Raw genomic sequence first — 19403 nt, forward strand, 5'->3', positions numbered from 1 at the left:
CATGCCCGCCATCGACCACCCTTTGATCGACCGTTTCCTCGACGCCCTCTGGCTGGAAAAAGGCCTCTCGGATAACACGCGCCAGGCCTACCGCAGTGATCTGGCCCTGTTCAATGGCTGGTTGCAGGAAAAAAACCTTGAGCTGATCAACGCCGGGCGCGAGCTGATCCTCGATCACCTGGCCTGGCGCCTGGAGCAGAACTACAAGCCGCGCTCCACCGCACGGTTTCTCTCCGGCGTGCGTGGCTTTTATCGCTACCTGTTGCGGGAAAAGCTCATCGCGACCGATCCAACTCTACAAGTCGATATGCCGCAATTAGGCAGGCCTCTTCCTAAGTCTTTGTCGGAAGCTGACGTGGAGGCTTTGCTGGCTGCGCCGGATCTCAGCGAAGCCATCGGCCAACGTGATCGCGCCATGCTGGAAGTGCTCTACGCCTGCGGCCTGCGCGTGACCGAACTGATCAGCCTGACGCTGGAGCAGGTCAACCTGCGTCAGGGCGTATTGCGTGTGATGGGCAAGGGCAGCAAGGAGCGGCTGGTGCCCATGGGCGAGGAGGCGATTGTGTGGGTCGAGCGCTACATGCGAGATGCGCGCCACGAATTGCTCGGTGGGCGCCCCAGTGATGTGCTGTTCCCCAGCCTGCGCGGCGAGCAGATGACCCGCCAGACCTTCTGGCACCGCATCAAGCACCAGGCCAAAGTGGCTGGAATCGGCAAGGCCCTGTCGCCCCACACCTTGCGCCATGCATTCGCTACCCATTTGCTCAACCATGGTGCCGATTTGCGTGTGGTACAGATGCTGCTCGGGCACAGCGACTTATCCACAACCCAGATCTACACCCATGTGGCACGCGCACGTTTGCAGGATATGCACGCCAAGCATCACCCGCGCGGATAAAAACGTCAGAAATGGCCCATTTTACTTGTCGCGGTCTGCCCTCCCGCCCAACTGTGGTAGGCTTTGCCGGTTCGCAAAGGGGACGGCACCCGTTGTGTCCCAGATCAGTATTCTGCTCCCGTCCCTGCCTCTGCCTTCAGGAGTTCCCATGCGCTTGACCCAGATTATTGCCGCCGCAGCCATTGCGTTGGTTTCCACCTTTGCTGTCGCCGATGATGCGGCCGAGCAGACCATTCGCAAGAGCCTGGCCAACCTGGCGCTCGACACCCCGATCGAAAGCATCAGCGCCAGCCCCATGGCCGGCCTGTATGAAGTCAAGCTCAAGGGCAGCCGTGTGCTGTACGCCAGTGCCGATGGGCAGTACATCGTGCAGGGCTACCTGTTCCAGCTCAAGGACGGCAAGCCGGTCAACCTGACCGAGAAGGCCGAGCGCCTGGGCGTGTCAAAGCTGATCAACGGCATCCCGGTGGCTGAAACCGTGGTTTACCCCGCCATCGGCGAAACCAAGACCCACATCACCGTGTTCACCGACACCACCTGCCCGTACTGCCACAAGCTGCACGCCGAGATACCGGCACTGAACAAGCTGGGTGTGGAAGTGCGCTATGTAGCGTTCCCGCGCCAGGGCCTGGGTTCGCCGGGTGACGAGCAGTTGCAAGCCGTATGGTGCTCGGCCGACAAGAAGGCCGCCATGGACAAGATGGTCGACGGCAAGGAAATCAAATCGGCCAAATGCGCCAACCCGGTTTCCAAGCAGTTCGCCCTGGGCCAGTCCATTGGTGTGAACGGTACACCGGCCATCGTTTTGGCCGACGGCCAGGTGATTCCGGGCTACCAGCCGGCTCCGCAAGTTGCCAAACTGGCACTGGGTGCCAAGTAAGCATTAATCGTCGAGCCTTTGACGATCATGACCCGCCGAACTGTCGACGGGTCATTAATTGAGAGCCGCAGTTGTGCGGCTGTTTTCACGGCCGACCTAGCGTCGGCCGTTTCATGGGGAGTTCTTCAGTGAAACCGGTCAAAGTAGGCATCTGTGGGTTAGGGACCGTCGGTGGCGGTACCTTCAACGTACTTCAGCGTAACGCTGAAGAAATTTCCCGCCGCGCAGGTCGCGGGATTGAAGTGGCGCAAATTGCCACGCGTTCGCCAAAGCCTCAGTTCGAAACGACCGGTATTGCGATTACCAACGATGTATTCGCCGTGGCCACCAACCCTGAGATCGATATCGTCATCGAGCTGGTAGGCGGCTACACCGTGGCCCGCGAGTTGGTGCTCAAGGCCATCGAGCACGGCAAGCACGTGGTCACCGCCAACAAGGCGCTGATCGCCGTGCACGGCAACGAGATCTTCGCCAAGGCTCGCGAGAAGGGCGTGATCGTGGCGTTCGAAGCCGCGGTGGCCGGCGGTATCCCGGTGATCAAGGCGATCCGTGAGGGCCTGTCTGCCAACCGCATCAACTGGGTGGCCGGCATCATCAACGGCACCGGTAACTTCATCCTCACTGAAATGCGCGAGAAGGGCCGTACCTTCGAAGACGTACTGGCCGAAGCCCAGGCCCTGGGCTACGCCGAAGCCGACCCGACCTTCGACGTGGAAGGCATCGACGCGGCACACAAGCTGACCATCCTGGCCTCCATCGCCTTTGGTATCCCGCTGCAATTCGACAAAGCCTACACCGAAGGCATCACCAAGCTGACCACCGCCGACGTGAATTACGCCGAAGCCCTGGGCTACCGCATCAAGCACCTGGGCGTGGCGCGCAGCACCCCGGCCGGTATCGAGTTGCGTGTGCACCCGACGCTGATTCCAGCCGACCGCCTGATCGCCAACGTCAACGGCGTGATGAACGCGGTGATGGTCAACGGTGACGCCGCCGGTTCCACCCTGTTCTACGGCGCCGGTGCTGGCATGGAGCCGACCGCTTCGTCGGTGATCGCCGACCTGGTGGATGTGGTTCGCGCCATGACCAGCGACCCGGAAAACCGCGTGCCGCACCTGGCCTTCCAGCCGGACTCGCTGTCGGCCCACCCGATCCTGCCGATCGAAGCCTGCGAAAGCGCCTACTACCTGCGCATCCAGGCCCAGGACCATCCGGGCGTGCTGGCCCAGGTCGCCAGCATTCTGTCGGAGCGCGGTATCAACATCGAATCGATCATGCAGAAGGAAGTCGAGGAGCAAAACGGCCAGGTGCCGATGATCCTGCTGACCCATCGCGTGCTCGAGCAGCATATCAACGATGCCATCCACGCCCTCGAAGCCCTGCAAGGTGTGGTCGGCCCGGTGGTGCGCATTCGCGTCGAGCACTTGAACTAACCGATTTGTTCCAGGGGCCCCGCACCTTCGGCGGCCTCTGTTCGAGAATGTTTTAGAGGAGCCAGTCATGCGTTACATCAGCACCCGCGGCCAGGCACCGGCCCTGAATTTCGAAGACGTCCTGCTGGCAGGCCTTGCCACCGACGGCGGCCTGTACGTGCCGGAAAACCTGCCACGCTTCACCCAGGAGGAAATCGCTTCCTGGGCCGGCCTGCCGTACCACGAGCTGGCGTTCCGGGTAATGCGCCCGTTCGTCACCGGCAGCATTCCGGATGCGGACTTCAAGAAGATCCTGGAAGAGACGTACGGCGTGTTTGCCCACAGCGCCATCGCGCCTTTGCGCCAGCTGAACGGCAACGAGTGGGTGCTGGAGCTGTTCCACGGCCCGACCCTGGCGTTCAAGGACTTCGCCCTGCAACTGCTGGGGCGCCTGCTGGACTACGTGCTGGAAAAGCGCGGCGAGCGCGTGGTGATCATCGGCGCCACCTCCGGTGACACCGGTTCGGCGGCCATCGAAGGGTGCAAGCACTGCGAAAACGTCGACATCTTCATCCTGCACCCGCACAAGCGCGTGTCGGAGGTGCAACGTCGCCAGATGACCACCATCTTCGGTGAGAACATCCACAACATCGCCATCGAAGGCAACTTCGATGACTGCCAGGAAATGGTCAAGAACAGCTTCGCTGACCAGAGCTTCCTCAAGGGCACACGCCTGGTGGCGGTGAACTCGATCAACTGGGCGCGGATCATGGCCCAGATCGTCTACTACTTCCACGCCTCCCTGCAGCTGGGCGGCCCGGCGCGTTCGGTGTCGTTCTCGGTGCCGACCGGCAACTTCGGCGACATCTTCGCCGGTTATCTGGCACGCAACATGGGCCTGCCGATCAATCAGTTGATCGTTGCTACCAACCGCAATGACATCCTGCACCGCTTCATGAGCGGCAACCAGTACGTCAAGGAAACCCTGCACGCCACACTGTCGCCATCCATGGACATCATGGTGTCGTCTAACTTCGAACGCTTGCTGTTCGACATGCACGGTCGCAATGGCGCGGCGCTGGCCGAGTTGATGAGCAGCTTCAAGCAGGGTGGCGGTTTCAGCGTCGAGCAAGAGCGCTGGACCGAAACCCGCAAGCTGTTCGACTCCCTGGCCGTGGATGATGCGCAGACGTGCGAAACCATTGCCGAGGTCTATGCCCAGACCGGCGAAGTGCTCGACCCCCACACAGCTATCGGCGTGAAGGCTGCGCGCGAATGCCGCCGTAGCCTGGATATTCCGATGGTGATCCTGGGTACCGCGCACCCGGTCAAATTCCCCGAAGCGGTGGAGAAGGCCGGTGTTGGCAAGGCACTGGAATTGCCGGAGCACCTGGCCGACCTGTTCGAGCGTGAAGAGCGCTGCACCGTGCTGGCTAACGACCTGAAGGCGGTGCAGGCGTTTGTCAGCCAGCATGGCAATCGTGGCAAGCCGCTCTGATGCCCGCGGTTGATCAGATTACATCCGGCAGTTAGCTTTTTTGCAGTCGGCCAAGCCCGTCCTCGTGACGGGCTTTTTTATTTTGGCGAGCCATACTTGTTCCTTCGCCCAATCAAGGAAGCCAAATCGGTGCAGGTTTTGATTCAATGGACAGTGCGGCTGATGTGCATGCTGTGGCTTACCCAACTACCGGTAAGCCTGGCGGCCGTCAGCCTGCCTTTCAAGCTGGTGCCGGCGTTTATCCCGCTTGAGCCTTTGCCCCTGGCGCCCGCAGAGCAGCAGTGGCTGGCGACGCATCGGACGTTGAAGGTGGGTATTTCCATTGATGACTATCAGCCGATCGATATCACCCGCGACCGCAACCGCTACCAGGGTATCAGTGCCGATTACCTGAGCCTGGTCGGCGCGCGCTTGCAGGTGCCGATGCAGGTGCTGGGCTTTGCCGAGCGGGCCCAGGCGGTCGAGGCGCTGCGCAGTGGATCCATCGATATCCTGACCAGCGCCAACGGCTATGAGCGCGATGTGCCCGGCTTGCAGTTCACCCAGGACTACATGCCCGATCGGTCAGTGGTGGTGCTGCGTCGCGATGAGCTTCAAGAGGACGACCTGGCGGGCAAGAAAGTCGTATTGCTCGATGGCTACGCCAATGTGCACAACGTGCAGGCGGCTTACCCCGATAGCCACATCATGCTCGCGCCCAACCTCTACAGCGGCCTGGAGGCGCTCAAGCAAGGTGATGCCGATGCGTTTATCGGCAATGAAGTGATTGTGCGGGCCTACAAATCGCTGCGGCCTTACCTGGGGTTGCAGATCAAGGAACAAAGCCGGCTGGCGCCCATCGGCTTTGCTTTCGCCACCCGCCAGGCCGACCCATTCCTGGGGGCGATGATGAACCGCGCCTTGGCGAGCATTGACGAGTCGGTGCAGCGGGAGATCCTGGGCCGCTGGACCACAGGGCTCGGCGTCGGCTTCAGGGGTGAGCGCGTTGAATTGTCGGCCTCGGAGCGCACCTGGCTGTTGCAGCATCCCCATGTCGTGGTGGTGGCGCAGCAGATGTCACCTTACATATTCAAGGACAAGGACGGTCACTGGGTGGGTTTGAATGTCGACCTGCTGCACCGCATTTCGCGCATGACCGGTTTGCAGTTTGTCTTCGAAGAGGTGCACTCCACCGCGCAAACCCTGGAATGGCTGGAAACCGGCAGGGCGCAGATGAACACCACCCTGGCGTCGAATCAGGAGCGCAGGGCGCTGCTTGACTTCAGTCATGGCTTTGGCGGCTCCGGCTGGGTGTTCGTCGAACGCGCCGATGCCACGCCGCTGACTGGGTTGAAGCAGTTGGAAGGCAAGGTCCTGGCGCTGCCGGCGCGCCATGTGCTGGAGAGTTACATCCGCCAGATGCACCCGCAGATCAAGCTGCGCCTGGTGGACAATTACGCCCAGGCCCGCGAACTGGTGCAACGGGGCGAGGCCGCTGCCACGTTGCAGACTGAGGTGGAGGTCCAGAGTTACTCCCAGGAAGGCTTGCGTATTGGCCGCAGTGTCGACGGTAAGTGGTCATCCAATTGCTTGTCGGTACGCAAGGACCAGCCTGAGCTGCTGAGTATCCTGAACAAGGCCCTGGAAGCCTTGCCGGTGGCCGAGTTGAGCGCACTGCGCCTGCGCTGGATCGGCGCTGTGGCGATCCCCCTACCGGCCTGGCAACGGGTGCCGCCCTGGGCGTATTGGATGGTGGCCACGGCGCTGCTGTTTGTGCTGGTATCGCTGGTGTGGAACAGCCGGCTCAAGCGTCAGATTCGCCAGCGGCTGGAGGCCGAGCAGCGGCTCAATGACCAATTGGCGTTCAAACGTGCGTTACTCGACGGCATGCCCAACCCGCTGTTTGTGCGCGACCTGGCCGGGCGGCTGGTGACCTGCAACAAAAGCTATGAACAGCAACTGGCGACCCGGCTTGAGCTGATTCAGGGGCTGACGCTGCTGGAAAGTGGGGTAATGCCCGAGGCCACGGCGGCGCGCCTGCACGCCGGCCATATGGAACAACTGGCCACGCAACAGTCGTTGTTTGTCGATCGCGAGCTGGAGTTCAACGGCGGCAGCTTTCACGTTTACCAGTGGACGGTTCCGTTCTTCGATGCCCAGGGCCGCTTGCAGGGGCTGCTGGGCGGCTGGATCGATATCAACGAACGCAAAGACCTGGAGCACCAACTGATGGATGCCCGCCAGGCTGCCGACGAAGCGAACTACGCCAAAAGTGCATTTCTTTCTGCGCTAAGTCATGAAATTCGCACACCCATGACCGCCATCATCGGTTTGCTCGAGCTGGAGCAGGAACGCTGCCTGGCAAGCGGCCAGCCCGTCTCTGAAGCATTCCAGGTGGCCCATCGTTCGGCGCGCGAGCTGATCGCGCTGATGGGCGACAGCCTGGACCTGGCCAAGATCGAGGCCGGTCACCTGCAACTGGTTCCGCAAACCACCGAGTTGAAGGGTTTTTTCGAAGGCATCCAGCGTCTGTTCGAAGCCACGGCGCAAAAAAAGGGCCTGCATTTGACCCTGGCGTTTGATCCTGCGGCCAAGGGCTATTACTGGTTCGATCCGCTGCGTTTACGCCAAGTGATGCACAACCTGCTGGGTAATGCGCTGAAGTTTACCGAGCAGGGCGGGGTGCGGCTCAGCGTCACCTGCCAGCGGGATGAGTCTGATACCGAATACCTGCACCTGTGCGTCGAAGACAGCGGCCCGGGGATCAGCGCCGAACAGCAGCCAAGGTTGTTCAAGCCGTTTACCCAAGTGAGCGCATTGACCGCGGCGGAACATGGCGGCACCGGGCTGGGCCTGAGTATCTGCAAGCAATTGGTGGAGTTGATGGGCGGTCGCATTCACTTGGCAAGCGTGGTGGGTGAGGGCACCGAGGTGTGCATCGACCTGCGCCTTGATCGGGTCAGCACCGACGATGTGCCGGCCACGCCAGCGCCAGCGTTGCCCCCAGCGGGGCGTAGCCTGTCGGTGCTGGTGGTGGATGATTTGGCGGCCAACCGCTTGGTGCTGGCGCAGCAGTTGCAGTTCCTGGGGCATCAGGTGATTGCTCTGGATTCGGCCGAGGCCGCGTTGCAGCGTTGGCGTGAGCAGCGTTTCGACGTGCTGGTGACCGATTGCCAGATGCCGGGTATGTCCGGCTATGCCTTGAGCGAGGCGGTCCGGCGTATCGAAACCGAAGAACAACGGCCCCGTTGTGCGTTGATCGGTTGCACGGCGAACGCGATGAAAGATGAACAAAGACGCTGCGAGGACGCGGGTATGGATGAGCTGCTGGTCAAACCGGTGACTCTGGAGGATTGGACGCGCGTGCTGGCGCGGGTGGCGCCGCAGCGTTCGTTTGATATCCAGGCCCTGCGTACCATGACCCAGGCTGACGGGCCTGTGCTGCATAGCATGTTGCAAGAACTGGCAAAAAGCCTGGATCACGAGCATGAGGTATTGGCCGGCGCATTGGCCGAGCGTGATGTTGCGCGCTTGAATGCGGCGCTGCATCGGCTCAAGGGTATTTGTTCGCTGGTGGATGCGTTGCCGTTGGCCAAGGCTTGTGTGGCGCTTGAGCAATGCGCGCGCGAGCAGCGTGGGGCTGAGCTTGAGGAGCCGTGGTTGAGGTTGTCTGAGGTGTTGAAGGTGTTTCGTCGCGATCTGCAGCCTTATCTGGACTGATAGCTGACGCGATGCAATGTGGGAGGAGATTTGCTCCCGTGACGGCTTGGCAGCAGATGAGTATCTAACTGATGGTATTGGTCCCAAATGTGGGAGGGGGCTTGCCCGGCTCGGTGTGCCCGTAATCCGCCATGGATTTGGGGGGCCGCCGCCACGCGCCATCCATGGCGCGGGGCGGCTAAACCGGCATCCCTGCCGGTTTACCCCCCAAATCCCTGTCGAATTCCGGCCAGCGTGGTTTGACGGGGCGCCTAAGATCAAGATCAAAAGCAGGTCAAGATCAAGATCGGCTTGCTTCGCATCGTGGTTAGCGGTGGCGTCAACCAAGTTGTGCGCTCCGCTCGACAGCATTTCGGACACGTCCTATGGGACGCTTCGCGTCTTATGGCTACTGTGAAGGACTTTTCCCAGTACCGACTCCATGACCCATGCGCTCTCTCAATGTCCTGATCCTCGAAGACAACCCGTTTCAGCTGATGGCACTGCACCAGATGCTCAATGCCAATGGCGTGTTCAATGTACTGACTGCTGAAGATGTTGAAACGGCTCGCCAGTCCCTGGACAGCAAAGGCCCGGTGGATATCGCCATCTGCGATCTGTATCTGGAGCAGGGCGATGGGCTGGAGTTGATCCGCGAACTCGCCGAGCGCCGTTTGGCTCAAGTGCTGGTTCTGCTCAGCAATGCTGAGCCCGATGTGCTCGAAGGCGTGGCGAACATGGCCCGGCAATTGGGCCTCAACGTGCTGGCGTGCTTGCCCAAGCCGGCCTCGGCAACGCTGATCGGGCAGGTGTTGGCCGATTGTCAGCGGCACTTGCGCCCAGGGCCAGCGGTGCTGTCCTGGGAGCGTGTGCGCCAGTTGCTGGGGTTGAGCGCGCGGGAACAACTGCCACCGTCGGCGGATGTCAGCCAGGCCACCATCGCGGCCTGCGGCAGGGTCTGGTACCAACCCATCGTCAGCCAGGCCGGGGTGTTGCAAGGGGTGGAGGCGCTGGCGCGTTGGCAGTTACCGCACGCTCAATTGCTGCTGCCCGAAGAGTTCCTGCCGGTGTTGGAGTTTGCCGGCATGGAAGAGGCCTTTACCTGGCATGTGCTGGAACAGGCACTTGGCCTGGCCAACCAGGTCATGGGCGAGACCGGCCAGGTGCTGCCGGTGGCGGTGAACATTCCCGGACGTATGCTTGAGCGCACACACTTCCCACAAATATTGCAGGGGCTGCTGCAACTTCACGGCATACCCGCCCATAGCCTCACCCTGGAGCTGGTGGAAACCTCAACGCTGAAAACCGACAGTGCCCACCTCACTGGCTTGCTGCGCCTGCGGATGCTGGGTTGCCAGTTGTCCATCGGGGATTTCGGCATGGGTGGCACCAGCTTGCAACATTTGCTGGAGTTGCCTTTCACCGAACTGAAAATCCCCCCGGCGTTTGCCTGCGGAATGGCCGATGACGATCGCAAGGCGGCGGTGGTGGCGGGGGCCATGAGCATGGCCGCGCGCCTGGATATCGCCGTGGTCGTCACCGGGGTTGAAAGTGCTGCCGACTACCACGCTGTGGGTGAGCTGGGGGCGGCGTGGCTGCAAGGCTGCTTCATTGCCCGGCCGATGGAGGCCGAGGCGCTCAAGCAGTGGATTGCGTTCCAGGCTAGGCCAGCCCGTGTTCCTGCACATAAATAAACAGGGCGGCATCATTGGTCAGCCCCAGTTTGCGCATGGCGCTGACTTTTTGCGCACTTACGGTCTGCTTGCTGCGATGCAGATGCGCGGCGATCTGGCCCACCGTCATGCCAGTGGCCAACAGGCGAATCACCTCCAGCTCCCGGGGTGACAACTGTTCCTGGGAGTGCAGGCGATCGGCACCGACTTCTCCGGCCAGGCTCAGCGCCTGGCGAATGGTCTGGGCCACGTAGGTGCGTTGCTGGCGGACCTGACGAATCGCCTGCGGCAGTTCATCGGCCAGGCTGGCCTTGCTCAAAAGGCCCATCACGCCCAATGTCAGAATCGAGTGAAACAAACCGGCATTGTTGAGCATGGTGACCACCACAATCGGCAGGTCCGGGTAGTGTCGGCGCAGTTGGTCGATCAGGCGCAACCCGTCGGCATGGGGCTCGGCAGGCATCATAAAGTCGGTCACCAGCACATCGCAGGCACAGTCTTGCAGCAACGCATTGAGGGCCTGTGGCGAGTTGGCCTCCCCGACGATGCTGATGTGCGGGTCACGCTCAAGCACTGCGCGCAGGCCAATCAGAAAAATCGGATGATCGTCGGCAATGACGACGCGCAAAGGTGTTTCAGACGCAGCTCTCAAGGCAGGCTCCCAGGTAATCCAGGGATTCTAGCGTGTGAGCCTGTGTTTTTTCTCTGTCATCTTTTCCGTGCATGCTCGTTTTCCTCAAGCAGTGGATTACACAAAAGGTAGAACTTTCTGCTTTGAGCACGGGTCACTTGAATGTCAGCCTCTTCGTGACATTTTTGTTTTTCGAACCTTTTTCGAATGATTGAGTGGTGATCGAGATGGAAAGTATCCACCTATTGCTCAGTGAAGCACTGAGCCCTTATCAGGTTACGCTGACCACTTCTGGTGTGCGGGAAGACTGCCTGGTAACCGTAAAGAATCCCGGCGGCGCGATTGTGGTCGAGCGCGACGTCGATCGCGCGCAATTGTCCGACAAGCGTGCGCTGGTGGATGTCGCGGATTGCCTGCTTCGCGACGTGAAAATCGCCGAAGGGCGCCTGGAACCCTCGGTCATTGCTGCCTTGCGCAATGCTGCCCAAACCCGTGGCGGCGCACTCGCATGAAACATTATTTTTCTTCGGAACCTTCCTACGCGGCGGTCAGTCAGAGTCCGTAACAGCAAGAGCAATCATTGTGCTCCGGTGTTTGTCGCTTGCTGTGCGTGCCTTTTTAAGGCCACGTTTAACCCCGAGTTGTCTCCCCACTGCTCGGGGTTTCTTTTTGCCCGCGATTCTCAGATCGCGCCATTCTCACGCAGACGCGCAATAGCCGCCGCGTCGTAGCCCAGGGCATTGAGCAGCACATTGTTGTGTTCACCCAGTTGCGGCCCCACCCATTCACAACTGCCCGGTGTATCCGAAAGCTTGGGCACGATGCCTGGCATCTTGAAGTGCTTGCCGTCCGGGAGCTGAGCCTTGAGGAACATCTCTCGGGCCAGAAATTGCGGGTCGCCCAGCATGTCTTCGGCGCTGTAGATACGGCTGGCGGGTACTTCAGCCTTGTTCAGTTGCTCAATCACCTGCTCCAGCGGCAGCGAGTTGACCCAGCGGTCGATCACGCCATACAGCTCGTCGCGGCGGCTGTCACGCCCATCGTTGCTGGCCAATTGCGGGTCGTTCGCCAAGTCGTCACGGCCGATGGTCGCCATAAAGCGCTTGAAGATTGCATCGCCATTGGCGCCGATCTGCACATGCTTGCCGTCGGCGCTGGTGTGGATCGAAGACGGTGTAATGCCGGGCATGATGTTACCGGTACGCTCGCGAATAAATCCGAACACATCGAACTCGGGAATCATGCTTTCCATCATGGCGAAGATGGCTTCGTACAGCGCCACATCCACCACTTGGCCCAAGCCGCCGTTGACCTCGCGATGACGCAGCGCCATCAGCGCGCCGATCACCGCCCACAGCGCGGCAATCGAGTCGCCGATGGAGATCCCGGTGCGCACCGGCGGGCGGTCTTCGAAGCCGGTGATATAGCGCAAGCCGCCCATGGATTCACCCACGGCACCAAACCCTGGCTGATCCTTCATCGGCCCGGTCTGGCCGAAGCCCGAGAGGCGCACCATCACCAGCTTGGGGTTTAGAGCGTGCAGGGTTTCCCAGCTCAGGCCGAGTTTTTCCAGCACGCCGGGGCGGAAGTTCTCGATCAGGATGTCGGCGTCGGCCAATAGTTTTTTGAGGATTGCCAGGCCGTCGGGGTGCTTGAGGTTGAGGGTCAGCGACTGCTTGTTACGGGCCTGTACGAACCACCACAGCGAGGTGCCTTCATACAGCTTGCGCCATTTGCGCAGCGGGTCGCCGCCGTCCGGGGATTCGACCTTGATCACCTCGGCACCGAATTCAGCGCAAATGCGTGAGGCAAACGGGCCGGCGATCAGGGTGCCCAGTTCGATGACTTTCAGGCCGGCAAGTGGTTTGGCGTTGAGCGACATGGGGATCCTTACAAGCGCGGGACGATGGTGTCCTGCTTTTTAACATAGGCGAGCCGCCCGGATGCAGCGCAGTATTCGTTGAATGACCTCGCCATCGGTTAGACTGGCCGCCTTTCCTTGTCTTTAGAAGCCCGTTCATGGCCCAGCCGTCCACGACCTACAAGTTCGAACTCAACCTCACCGACCTCGACCGTTCGGTGTACGAGAGTGTCAAACAGACCATTGCCCGCCACCCTTCGGAAACCGAAGAGCGCATGACCGTGCGCCTGCTGGCCTACGCCCTCTGGTACAACGAGCAACTGGCGTTCGGGCGTGGCCTGTCGGATGTAGACGAACCAGCCCTGTGGGAAAAAAGCCTGGATGATCGGGTCCTGCACTGGATCGAAGTCGGCCAGCCGGATGCCGATCGCCTGACCTGGTGCTCGCGCCGCACCGAGCGCACCAGCCTGCTGGCCTATGGCAGCCTGCGTGTGTGGGAAGGCAAGGTAGTGCCGGTGGCCAACAACCTGAAGAACGTGCACATCGCTGCCGTGCCCCAGGAAGTGTTGGAGACCCTGGCCAAGGACATGCCGCGGGTGATCAAGTGGGATGTGATGATCAGCGAAGGTACGATCTTCGTGACCGACGACCGTGGCCAGCATGAAGTGCAACTGCAATGGCTGGTTGGCGAGCGCGGTTGAAAAGGTGGGAGCAGGCAAGCCAGCTCCCACACTTGATCTTTGTTGCGTTCAATATCTGTGTTTAACCGATGTATTAGAAGAGAAGCGCCCGTCACCCCATGCGTATCGATCCCCGCCCATTGCCCGCCGTTCTGCCTTTTCTCGGTGAATTGCCGCCGCTGTTGACCCGTCTCTATGCCGCACGCGGGGTGCGATCGGAAGCTGAGCTGGACAAGAGCCTGGCGCGGTTGATTCCCTACCAGCAGCTCAAAGGGATCGACGCGGCGGTGGACTTGCTGGTGACCGCCCTGGAGCAGCGCCAACGCATCCTGATCGTTGGTGACTTCGACGCCGACGGCGCCACGGCGAGCACCGTAGGCACCCTGGGCCTGCGCTTGCTTGGGGCGGCCCATGTCGATTACCTGGTGCCCAACCGTTTCGAGTACGGCTACGGCCTGACGCCGGAAATCGTCGCGGTGGCGTTGCAGCGCGAGCCCCAGTTGCTGATTACCGTGGACAACGGCATCTCCAGCGTCGAAGGCGTCGCGGCGGCGAAAGCGGCGGGGCTGAAGGTGCTGGTCACCGACCACCACTTGCCCGGCGATGAACTGCCGGCCGCCGACGCCATCGTCAATCCGAACCAGCCGGGCTGCACGTTTCCCAGCAAGGCCCTGGCCGGTGTCGGCGTGATCTTCTACGTGTTGATGGCTCTGCGCGCGCGGTTACGCAGCCTGGGTTGGTATGACAACAAACCCCAGCCGAACATCGGTGAACTGCTCGACCTGGTGGCCCTGGGCAGTGTCGCCGACGTGGTGCCGCTGGACGCCAACAACCGCATCCTCGTTCATCAAGGCCTGGAGCGTATTCGTGCCGGTCGGGCGCGGCCAGGCATCAAGGCGATCCTGGAAGTGGCCAAGCGCGACCACGCTCGCATCACCTCCACCGACCTGGGGTTTATCCTCGGCCCGCGGCTGAACGCGGCCGGGCGCCTGGATGACATGAGCCTGGGCATCGAATGCCTGCTCACCACCGACGCTGGCGCCGCACGGGAAATGGCCGCGCAACTGGACGGCATGAACCAGGACCGTAAATCCATTGAACAAGGCATGCAGCGCGAGGCCCTGGCCCAGCTCAAGGACTTGCCGGTGGAGTCGATGCCGTACGGTTTGTGCCTGTTCGACCCGGAGTGGCACCAGGGGGTGATCGGCATCCTCGCGTCGCGCATGAAAGAACGTTACTTCCGCCCGACCATTGCCTTTGCTGACGCGGGCGACGGCCTGCTCAAGGGTTCTGGGCGTTCGGTGCAAGGCTTTCATATCCGCGATGCGCTGGCGGTTGTTGCAAGCCAGCATCCCAACCTGATCAGCAAGTACGGCGGTCACGCCATGGCCGCCGGGCTGACCCTGCCCGAGGCGAACTTCCCGCTGTTTGCGCAAGCCTTCGATGCCGAAGTGCGTCGGCAGCTGCGTGAAGAGGACCTCACCGGCCGCTTGCTCTCCGACGGCACTTTGGCTGTGGAAGAGTTTCACCTGGAACTGGCCCGCGCCCTGCGTCACGCCGGCCCTTGGGGGCAGCACTTTCCGGAGCCGTTGTTTCACGGGGTGTTCCAGTTGGTGGAGCAGCGTGTGGTCGGGGAGCGGCACCTTAAAGTGGTGCTCAAGAGCGAGTGTGGGTCAGTGAAGCTTGATGGCATCGCCTTCGGCGTGGACCGCGAGGTGTGGCCGAACCCGACCGTGCGGTGGGTAGAGTTGGCCTATAAGCTGGATGTGAACGAGTTTCGCGGCAATGAGACTGTACAGCTGATGATTGCTCACATCGAACCGCGCTAGATATTACTGACAATACAAAACAAATGTGGGAGGGGGCTTGCTCCCGATAGCGGTGGATCAGTCATACATCATTGACTGACACCCTGCTATCGGGAGCAAGCCCCCTCCCACATTTGGTTTTGTGTACAGCCCTGGAGCTACTCGGCTTTGGCCTGGTGCTTGACGATAATATCCACCAAGCGCTTGGCCAGCGCCGGGTAGTTTTCATCGAAGTGATGCCCGCCCGGCAGCTTCATGGCTTCGCCCACTGCGGTCTTGTCGGTGCAGCCACTCTCGTCGACTTCCTCTGCACCATAGATGCACACGACCTTCTCAGGTGGCAGCTTGGCCATTTCCGGGCCGGTGGCGGCTTCTTTGCCGGCGTTGCCCAGCCAACCTTCCACTTCGATTTCAAAGCTGCCAGTGCGCGCAAATGCCAACAGGATGATCGCATCGACGCGCTGCTGTTCGTTTTCCGGCATACGGTTGTAAATGGCCGGCAGTACATCGGCGCCGAACGAATAACCGGTCAGCACGAAGCGCTTGGTGCCCCACTTCTGCCGATAGTGTTGCATCAACTCGGTGAGGTCCTTGGCGCTTTGCTCCGGGCTCTTGTGCTGCCAGTAGTAGCGCAGTGTGTCGATGCCGACCACCGGGTAGCCGATCTTCGCCATCTCGCCGGCCACATCGCGGTCCAGGTCACGCCAGCCGCCGTCACCGGAGAGGAACAGGGTCACGGTGTCTTTGGCCTGCCCGGCAGGAACTTCCACCACGGGAATCGCCAGGCCACCGTTGTCCGAACCGACCAGTTGCTTGCGCAGCTCGTTGTTCAGCACTTGCGGGTAATGAATGTCGTAGTCGCTGATGCTGGTGGTGGCACGCGGCGTGTCACGTACGAAGCTGGCGCTTTCATCGTCGGGATTGTCGTTCCACGCCACCAGCCAGTTGCCGTGGGCAGAGGTCGTGGGCAGCGGGTCGTTGCAGCCTTCCTGTTTCAGGGCAAAGCCGACGGAGATCGCGTTAGCCTTGTCATCATTCTGAGTGGCCAGCCAGCGCCAGGCGAGCGCAGCGCCAGGGCCGATGCCGCTGACCAGGGTCGCCGGGCCTTTGAGCTGGGCCAGGGCGCCTTGCAGCGCTTGTTCCTGCAGCTTGCAGTCATCCTTAGGCAGGATCACCTGAACGATTTGCGCCGCGCCGCCCTGGCTCAGGGCAACCAGTTGGCTGTCGGTCAGCGCTTCATCGGCCATCACGGCCACAGCCACACGGGCTTTGGCGGCGCTGGCGGGGGTGACGCGGGTCATTACCGAGCCATCGGCCTGGGGCAATTGCTCCAGGGTCGGTTGCGGGGCAGGGCGATTCCAGTACCAAAAACCACCCGCCACGACCAGCGCGAGCAGCACTACAAAGGCCAATACATACCGCCAGGAGCGTCGAATCATCAGCGTTTCACCAATCCAGTCAAGCCGCCCGCGATCAGGGCGGCGGTATCGGCCAGTGCCACCAGCGGATCAAGTCCTGCGGGCACGGCCATGTAACGGGGTTCCCAGTCGGGCTGGAACTTGTCTTTGAAGCGGCGCAAACCTTGGAAGTTATACAGTTGCTCGCCACGGCGGAACACCATCGAGCCCAGGCGCTGGGTCAGCGGTGCGCCACGGCGCGGTTGCAAGCCCGACAGCGGCACCATACCGAGGCTGAAGCGGGCGTAGCCGTGGTTCTTATAATGTTGAATCAGGCCCACCATCATGAATTCCATCGTGAGCTTGGGCGCGTCGGGGTGGGCGCGCATCAGGTCAAGGCTGGCCAGGTCATGATTGTAGGTCTCGAGCAGGTTGGCGAAGGCTACCGGGCGCCCTTCGAAGCGAATGATCGCGATACGGAAGTGCTTGAGGTAGTCGTCGCTGAAACGGCCCAGGGAGAAGCCTTTTTCCCGCACATTCTTACCTGTAAGCCAGGCATCGGAGATGACTTTTAATTCATCCATCGGCGCCTGGCCCGGTTCGAAGATTTCCAGGGACAAGCCGTCCCGGGTGCCACGGTTCCAGGTGTAGCGCAAATCCTTCATCTCTTTGCCCTTGGCTTCCAGGTCAAAGCGTTTCAGGTCGACGCGGGCTTCTTCGCCCAGCTTGATCGCGGTGAGTCCGATGTCCATGTAGTACGGCAGGTTCTCGGCGCGTACCTGGTAGAACACCGGTCTTGCGTGGTGGATATCGCACAGGTCACGGAACTGCCAGATCATCTCGGCGCGCGGCTGGGTCGGGCCGATCGGGTCGTACAAGGCCACCAGGCTGCGCCCGCGACGGGCGTACATCAGGAAGGCTTCATCGTTGGGGTGAAACAGCAGCGCCTTGTCGCCGGTCAGCGCCAGGCCGCCGTCGGGTTGGGACGAGGCCATCAGGATCTTGCTGGCGCGCTCCAGTTCTTCCGGGGTGGGCAAGTGGATGACCGGGCGCGCCGTGCGCAGCAGCCAGGTCAGCGATACGATCACCAGCAGCACCGCAGCGCCCAGCAACGAGCGCAAACCGCGGGGGGCGTTGGCGTCGAGGGTGAACTGCCACCACAGTTGATGGCTGTAAGGCACATCCTGATAGGCGAACAACAGCAGCCAGATCGAGGCGCCGAGTACACAGACACTGGCCACCAGGTAAAGCGGCGAAAACGGCAGCTCGGTCAAGCGGCTGGCGCGGTAGAACGAGCGGCGAAAGATCGCCAGCAGCACCGCGGTCATGGTCATCAGGCTGGCTTCTTCCCAGTCGAAGCCCTTGAGCAACGAGAGCAGGGCGCCGACCAGCAGCAGCACCATGGTCAGCATCCAGGCCGCCGACAAACGTCGACGCAGGCCCTGGGCGAGCAACAGGCACAACACGCCGATCAGGCTGGCACCAAAGTGCGAGGCGTCAATCAGGCGGTGGGGAATCAGGAAGCCGATGTTTTCCAGGCGTGAGTCGATCTCTGGCGTGGCGCCGGAAAACAGCAGGACCACGCCGGACAAAAAAACCAGGACGGCCAATACCGGCGCTGCCAGCCCCGACGCCACCCGCAGGCTTTGCTGGGTCTGGAACAGGCGCTGGGCCTCGTTGACCAGCAGGAACACACAGGCGATCAGCAGCGGCAATACCACGTAGATCATCCGGTACAGCAGCAAGGCGGCAGCCAGGGGCGCGGCACCGAGTTTGTCGGCGAAGGCCGCCAGCAGGATCGCTTCGAATACACCCACGCCCCCCGGCACATGGCTGAGCACACCGGCGGCCAGTGCCAGCAGGTACACCAGCAGGAACGGGCCGAAGGGCGGTGCTTCCGGCAACAGCATATAAAGGACGGCAGCGGCAGCGGCTACGTCGAGGGCGGTGATGATCAACTGCAGGAAGGTCAGGCGGCGGCCCGGCAGGCGCAGGGTGCGACGCCCGGCCTTGACCAGCAGGTTATCGGGGTAGGGCTGTTCCGGCAGGCGACGACGATAGATGCCGATGCACAGCATGGCCGACAACACCAACACGGCGCCGGAAATCCCCCCGAGCAGGCTTTGCGGTAAATGCAGGTAAGTCGAAGCCGCCGGCAAATTGCTCAGCGTGGCCAATGCGGCCAGTGGCGGCAGGGCACAGCCCAGGGCCAGGCTGGCGAACACGGTCATGTGCGCCACTTCCGATGCGCCGATGCCGTGGCGTGCATATAAACGGTAGCGCACCGAACCGCCCGAGAGCATCGACAAGCCAATGGCGTTGCCGATGGCAAAGGCGGTGAAGCCACCCAGGGCCAGGGTCTTGGCGGGTAACTTCACGCCGGCATAGCGTGCGCCGGAAAATTCATAACCAAGCAGGATAATGAAACCTGCGACTGCCGCTGCAAACGCACCGAGCAAGGCTGGCTTGGGCACTTCCAGAATCGAATCGTGGAGTGCGTAGAGGTCCAGTTCCAGCAGCAGGTGTCGGCAGGCGATCAGGGCGATTGCAAACAGCAGCAGCGTTACGGCCAGGCCAATGGGCTGGCGATACTTGCTCAACAAATCCAGCCATCGCAAGCGGGTCGGCGTGATCGGTTGTTCTGCTGTGACGGTGTCTTGTGGTTCAGACGAGTTGGCGCGCATCAATCACCTCGTGGATTGTGCGCGACAGGATGGGGGTATCCGGCCAAGTTACCAATCCCTATGGACAAAATAATTACAAATATTAACGCGGATCACCGGGGTCGGCGACTGCGGCCATTGGTCGTAGAGGGTAGCGCTTGAGCATTGAGCCTAGCGTGCAATGAGATGGACTCTACAAACCGACTACGGTTTCATGAAAGATGCCATGCCATTGTTTCAGAAGAACTTTTTCGTCGGATACAAAAAAGGCCACTCTTTCGAGTAGCCTTTTTTGATGTTTGGTTGCGGGAGCCGGATTTGAAC

13 protein-coding genes are annotated in these 19403 nt (G+C 61.3%); 9 read left to right on the top strand and 4 right to left on the bottom strand.

Annotation, left to right across the window (positions count from 1 at the left end):
* Position 1 precedes the first annotated feature (1 nt).
* From xerD to E3O56_RS25535, 6 genes are all read left to right on the top strand, one after another.
* Complete coding sequence (gene xerD / locus E3O56_RS25510) at positions 2–898, top strand: site-specific tyrosine recombinase XerD (protein ID WP_078822235.1); 897 nt, start codon at positions 2–4, stop codon at positions 896–898.
* 148 nt (positions 899–1046) lie between these two features.
* Positions 1047–1778 carry a thioredoxin fold domain-containing protein gene (locus E3O56_RS25515; RefSeq protein WP_005791088.1) on the top strand — a complete coding sequence of 244 codons (732 nt, stop codon included), beginning with the start codon at positions 1047–1049 and terminating at the stop codon, positions 1776–1778.
* Between the two features lie 128 nt (positions 1779–1906).
* Positions 1907–3211 (top strand): homoserine dehydrogenase, encoded by a 1305-nt coding sequence (locus tag E3O56_RS25520; protein WP_005791086.1) that lies wholly within the window; start codon positions 1907–1909, stop codon positions 3209–3211.
* Between the two features lie 67 nt (positions 3212–3278).
* The gene (gene thrC, locus E3O56_RS25525; protein ID WP_122733557.1) at positions 3279–4688 is read left to right on the top strand and encodes a threonine synthase; all 1410 of its coding nucleotides are present in this window, start codon (positions 3279–3281) and stop codon (positions 4686–4688) included.
* 129 nt (positions 4689–4817) lie between these two features.
* The gene (locus E3O56_RS25530) at positions 4818–8387 is read left to right on the top strand and encodes a transporter substrate-binding domain-containing protein (RefSeq protein ID WP_248129160.1); all 3570 of its coding nucleotides are present in this window, start codon (positions 4818–4820) and stop codon (positions 8385–8387) included.
* Between the two features lie 428 nt (positions 8388–8815).
* Positions 8816–10060 carry an EAL domain-containing response regulator gene (locus E3O56_RS25535; protein WP_248129161.1) on the top strand — a complete coding sequence of 415 codons (1245 nt, stop codon included), beginning with the start codon at positions 8816–8818 and terminating at the stop codon, positions 10058–10060.
* On the opposite strand, the gene E3O56_RS25540 is transcribed toward E3O56_RS25535, so the two are convergent.
* Complete coding sequence (locus tag E3O56_RS25540) at positions 10029–10691, bottom strand: response regulator transcription factor (protein WP_078822230.1); 663 nt, start codon at positions 10689–10691, stop codon at positions 10029–10031. The genes E3O56_RS25535 and E3O56_RS25540 overlap by 32 nt on opposite strands.
* Before the next feature lie 206 nt (positions 10692–10897).
* Between E3O56_RS25540 and E3O56_RS25545 the strand changes: the two genes are divergently transcribed.
* Positions 10898–11182 carry a DUF3509 domain-containing protein gene (locus tag E3O56_RS25545; RefSeq protein WP_032803962.1) on the top strand — a complete coding sequence of 95 codons (285 nt, stop codon included), beginning with the start codon at positions 10898–10900 and terminating at the stop codon, positions 11180–11182.
* 170 nt (positions 11183–11352) lie between these two features.
* Here E3O56_RS25545 and E3O56_RS25550 read toward each other — a convergent pair whose 3' ends face one another.
* The gene (locus E3O56_RS25550) at positions 11353–12552 is read right to left on the bottom strand and encodes a CaiB/BaiF CoA-transferase family protein (RefSeq protein ID WP_148852652.1); all 1200 of its coding nucleotides are present in this window, start codon (positions 12550–12552) and stop codon (positions 11353–11355) included.
* 137 nt (positions 12553–12689) lie between these two features.
* On the opposite strand from E3O56_RS25550, the gene E3O56_RS25555 reads away from it, so the two are divergent.
* Positions 12690–13232 (top strand): YaeQ family protein, encoded by a 543-nt coding sequence (locus tag E3O56_RS25555; RefSeq protein WP_003193952.1) that lies wholly within the window; start codon positions 12690–12692, stop codon positions 13230–13232.
* A 98-nt stretch (positions 13233–13330) separates the two neighbouring features.
* The gene (gene recJ / locus E3O56_RS25560) at positions 13331–15040 is read left to right on the top strand and encodes a single-stranded-DNA-specific exonuclease RecJ (RefSeq protein ID WP_248129162.1); all 1710 of its coding nucleotides are present in this window, start codon (positions 13331–13333) and stop codon (positions 15038–15040) included.
* Positions 15041–15177: 137 nt separating this feature from the next.
* Here recJ and E3O56_RS25565 read toward each other — a convergent pair whose 3' ends face one another.
* Positions 15178–16458: an AcvB/VirJ family lysyl-phosphatidylglycerol hydrolase gene (locus E3O56_RS25565; protein ID WP_103734883.1), complete on the bottom strand. Its 1281-nt coding sequence runs from the start codon at positions 16456–16458 to the stop codon at positions 15178–15180.
* Complete coding sequence (gene mprF / locus E3O56_RS25570; RefSeq protein WP_005791060.1) at positions 16458–19100, bottom strand: bifunctional lysylphosphatidylglycerol flippase/synthetase MprF; 2643 nt, start codon at positions 19098–19100, stop codon at positions 16458–16460. Before mprF ends, E3O56_RS25565 begins: the two co-directional genes overlap by 1 nt.
* Positions 19101–19403 lie beyond the last annotated feature (303 nt).

Origin of the sequence: Pseudomonas sp. W2Aug9, assembly GCF_023127755.1 — a bacterium.
In the GTDB taxonomy this organism is placed as follows: Bacteria; Pseudomonadota; Gammaproteobacteria; order Pseudomonadales; family Pseudomonadaceae; genus Aquipseudomonas; species Aquipseudomonas synxantha_A.

What these genes read in the sequence shown, in the direction of transcription:
- E3O56_RS25555 (WP_003193952.1), top strand. Translation starts at nt 12,690, where the DNA reads ATGGCCCAGCCGTCCACGACCTACAAGTTCGAACTCAACCTCACCGAC.
- E3O56_RS25550 (WP_148852652.1), bottom strand. Translation starts at nt 12,552, where the DNA reads ATGTCGCTCAACGCCAAACCACTTGCCGGCCTGAAAGTCATCGAACTG.
- E3O56_RS25535 (WP_248129161.1), top strand. Translation starts at nt 8,816, where the DNA reads ATGCGCTCTCTCAATGTCCTGATCCTCGAAGACAACCCGTTTCAGCTG.
- mprF (WP_005791060.1), bottom strand. Translation starts at nt 19,100, where the DNA reads ATGCGCGCCAACTCGTCTGAACCACAAGACACCGTCACAGCAGAACAA.
- E3O56_RS25515 (WP_005791088.1), top strand. Translation starts at nt 1,047, where the DNA reads ATGCGCTTGACCCAGATTATTGCCGCCGCAGCCATTGCGTTGGTTTCC.
- recJ (WP_248129162.1), top strand. Translation starts at nt 13,331, where the DNA reads ATGCGTATCGATCCCCGCCCATTGCCCGCCGTTCTGCCTTTTCTCGGT.
- thrC (WP_122733557.1), top strand. Translation starts at nt 3,279, where the DNA reads ATGCGTTACATCAGCACCCGCGGCCAGGCACCGGCCCTGAATTTCGAA.
- xerD (WP_078822235.1), top strand. Translation starts at nt 2, where the DNA reads ATGCCCGCCATCGACCACCCTTTGATCGACCGTTTCCTCGACGCCCTC.
- E3O56_RS25565 (WP_103734883.1), bottom strand. Translation starts at nt 16,458, where the DNA reads ATGATTCGACGCTCCTGGCGGTATGTATTGGCCTTTGTAGTGCTGCTC.
- E3O56_RS25545 (WP_032803962.1), top strand. Translation starts at nt 10,898, where the DNA reads ATGGAAAGTATCCACCTATTGCTCAGTGAAGCACTGAGCCCTTATCAG.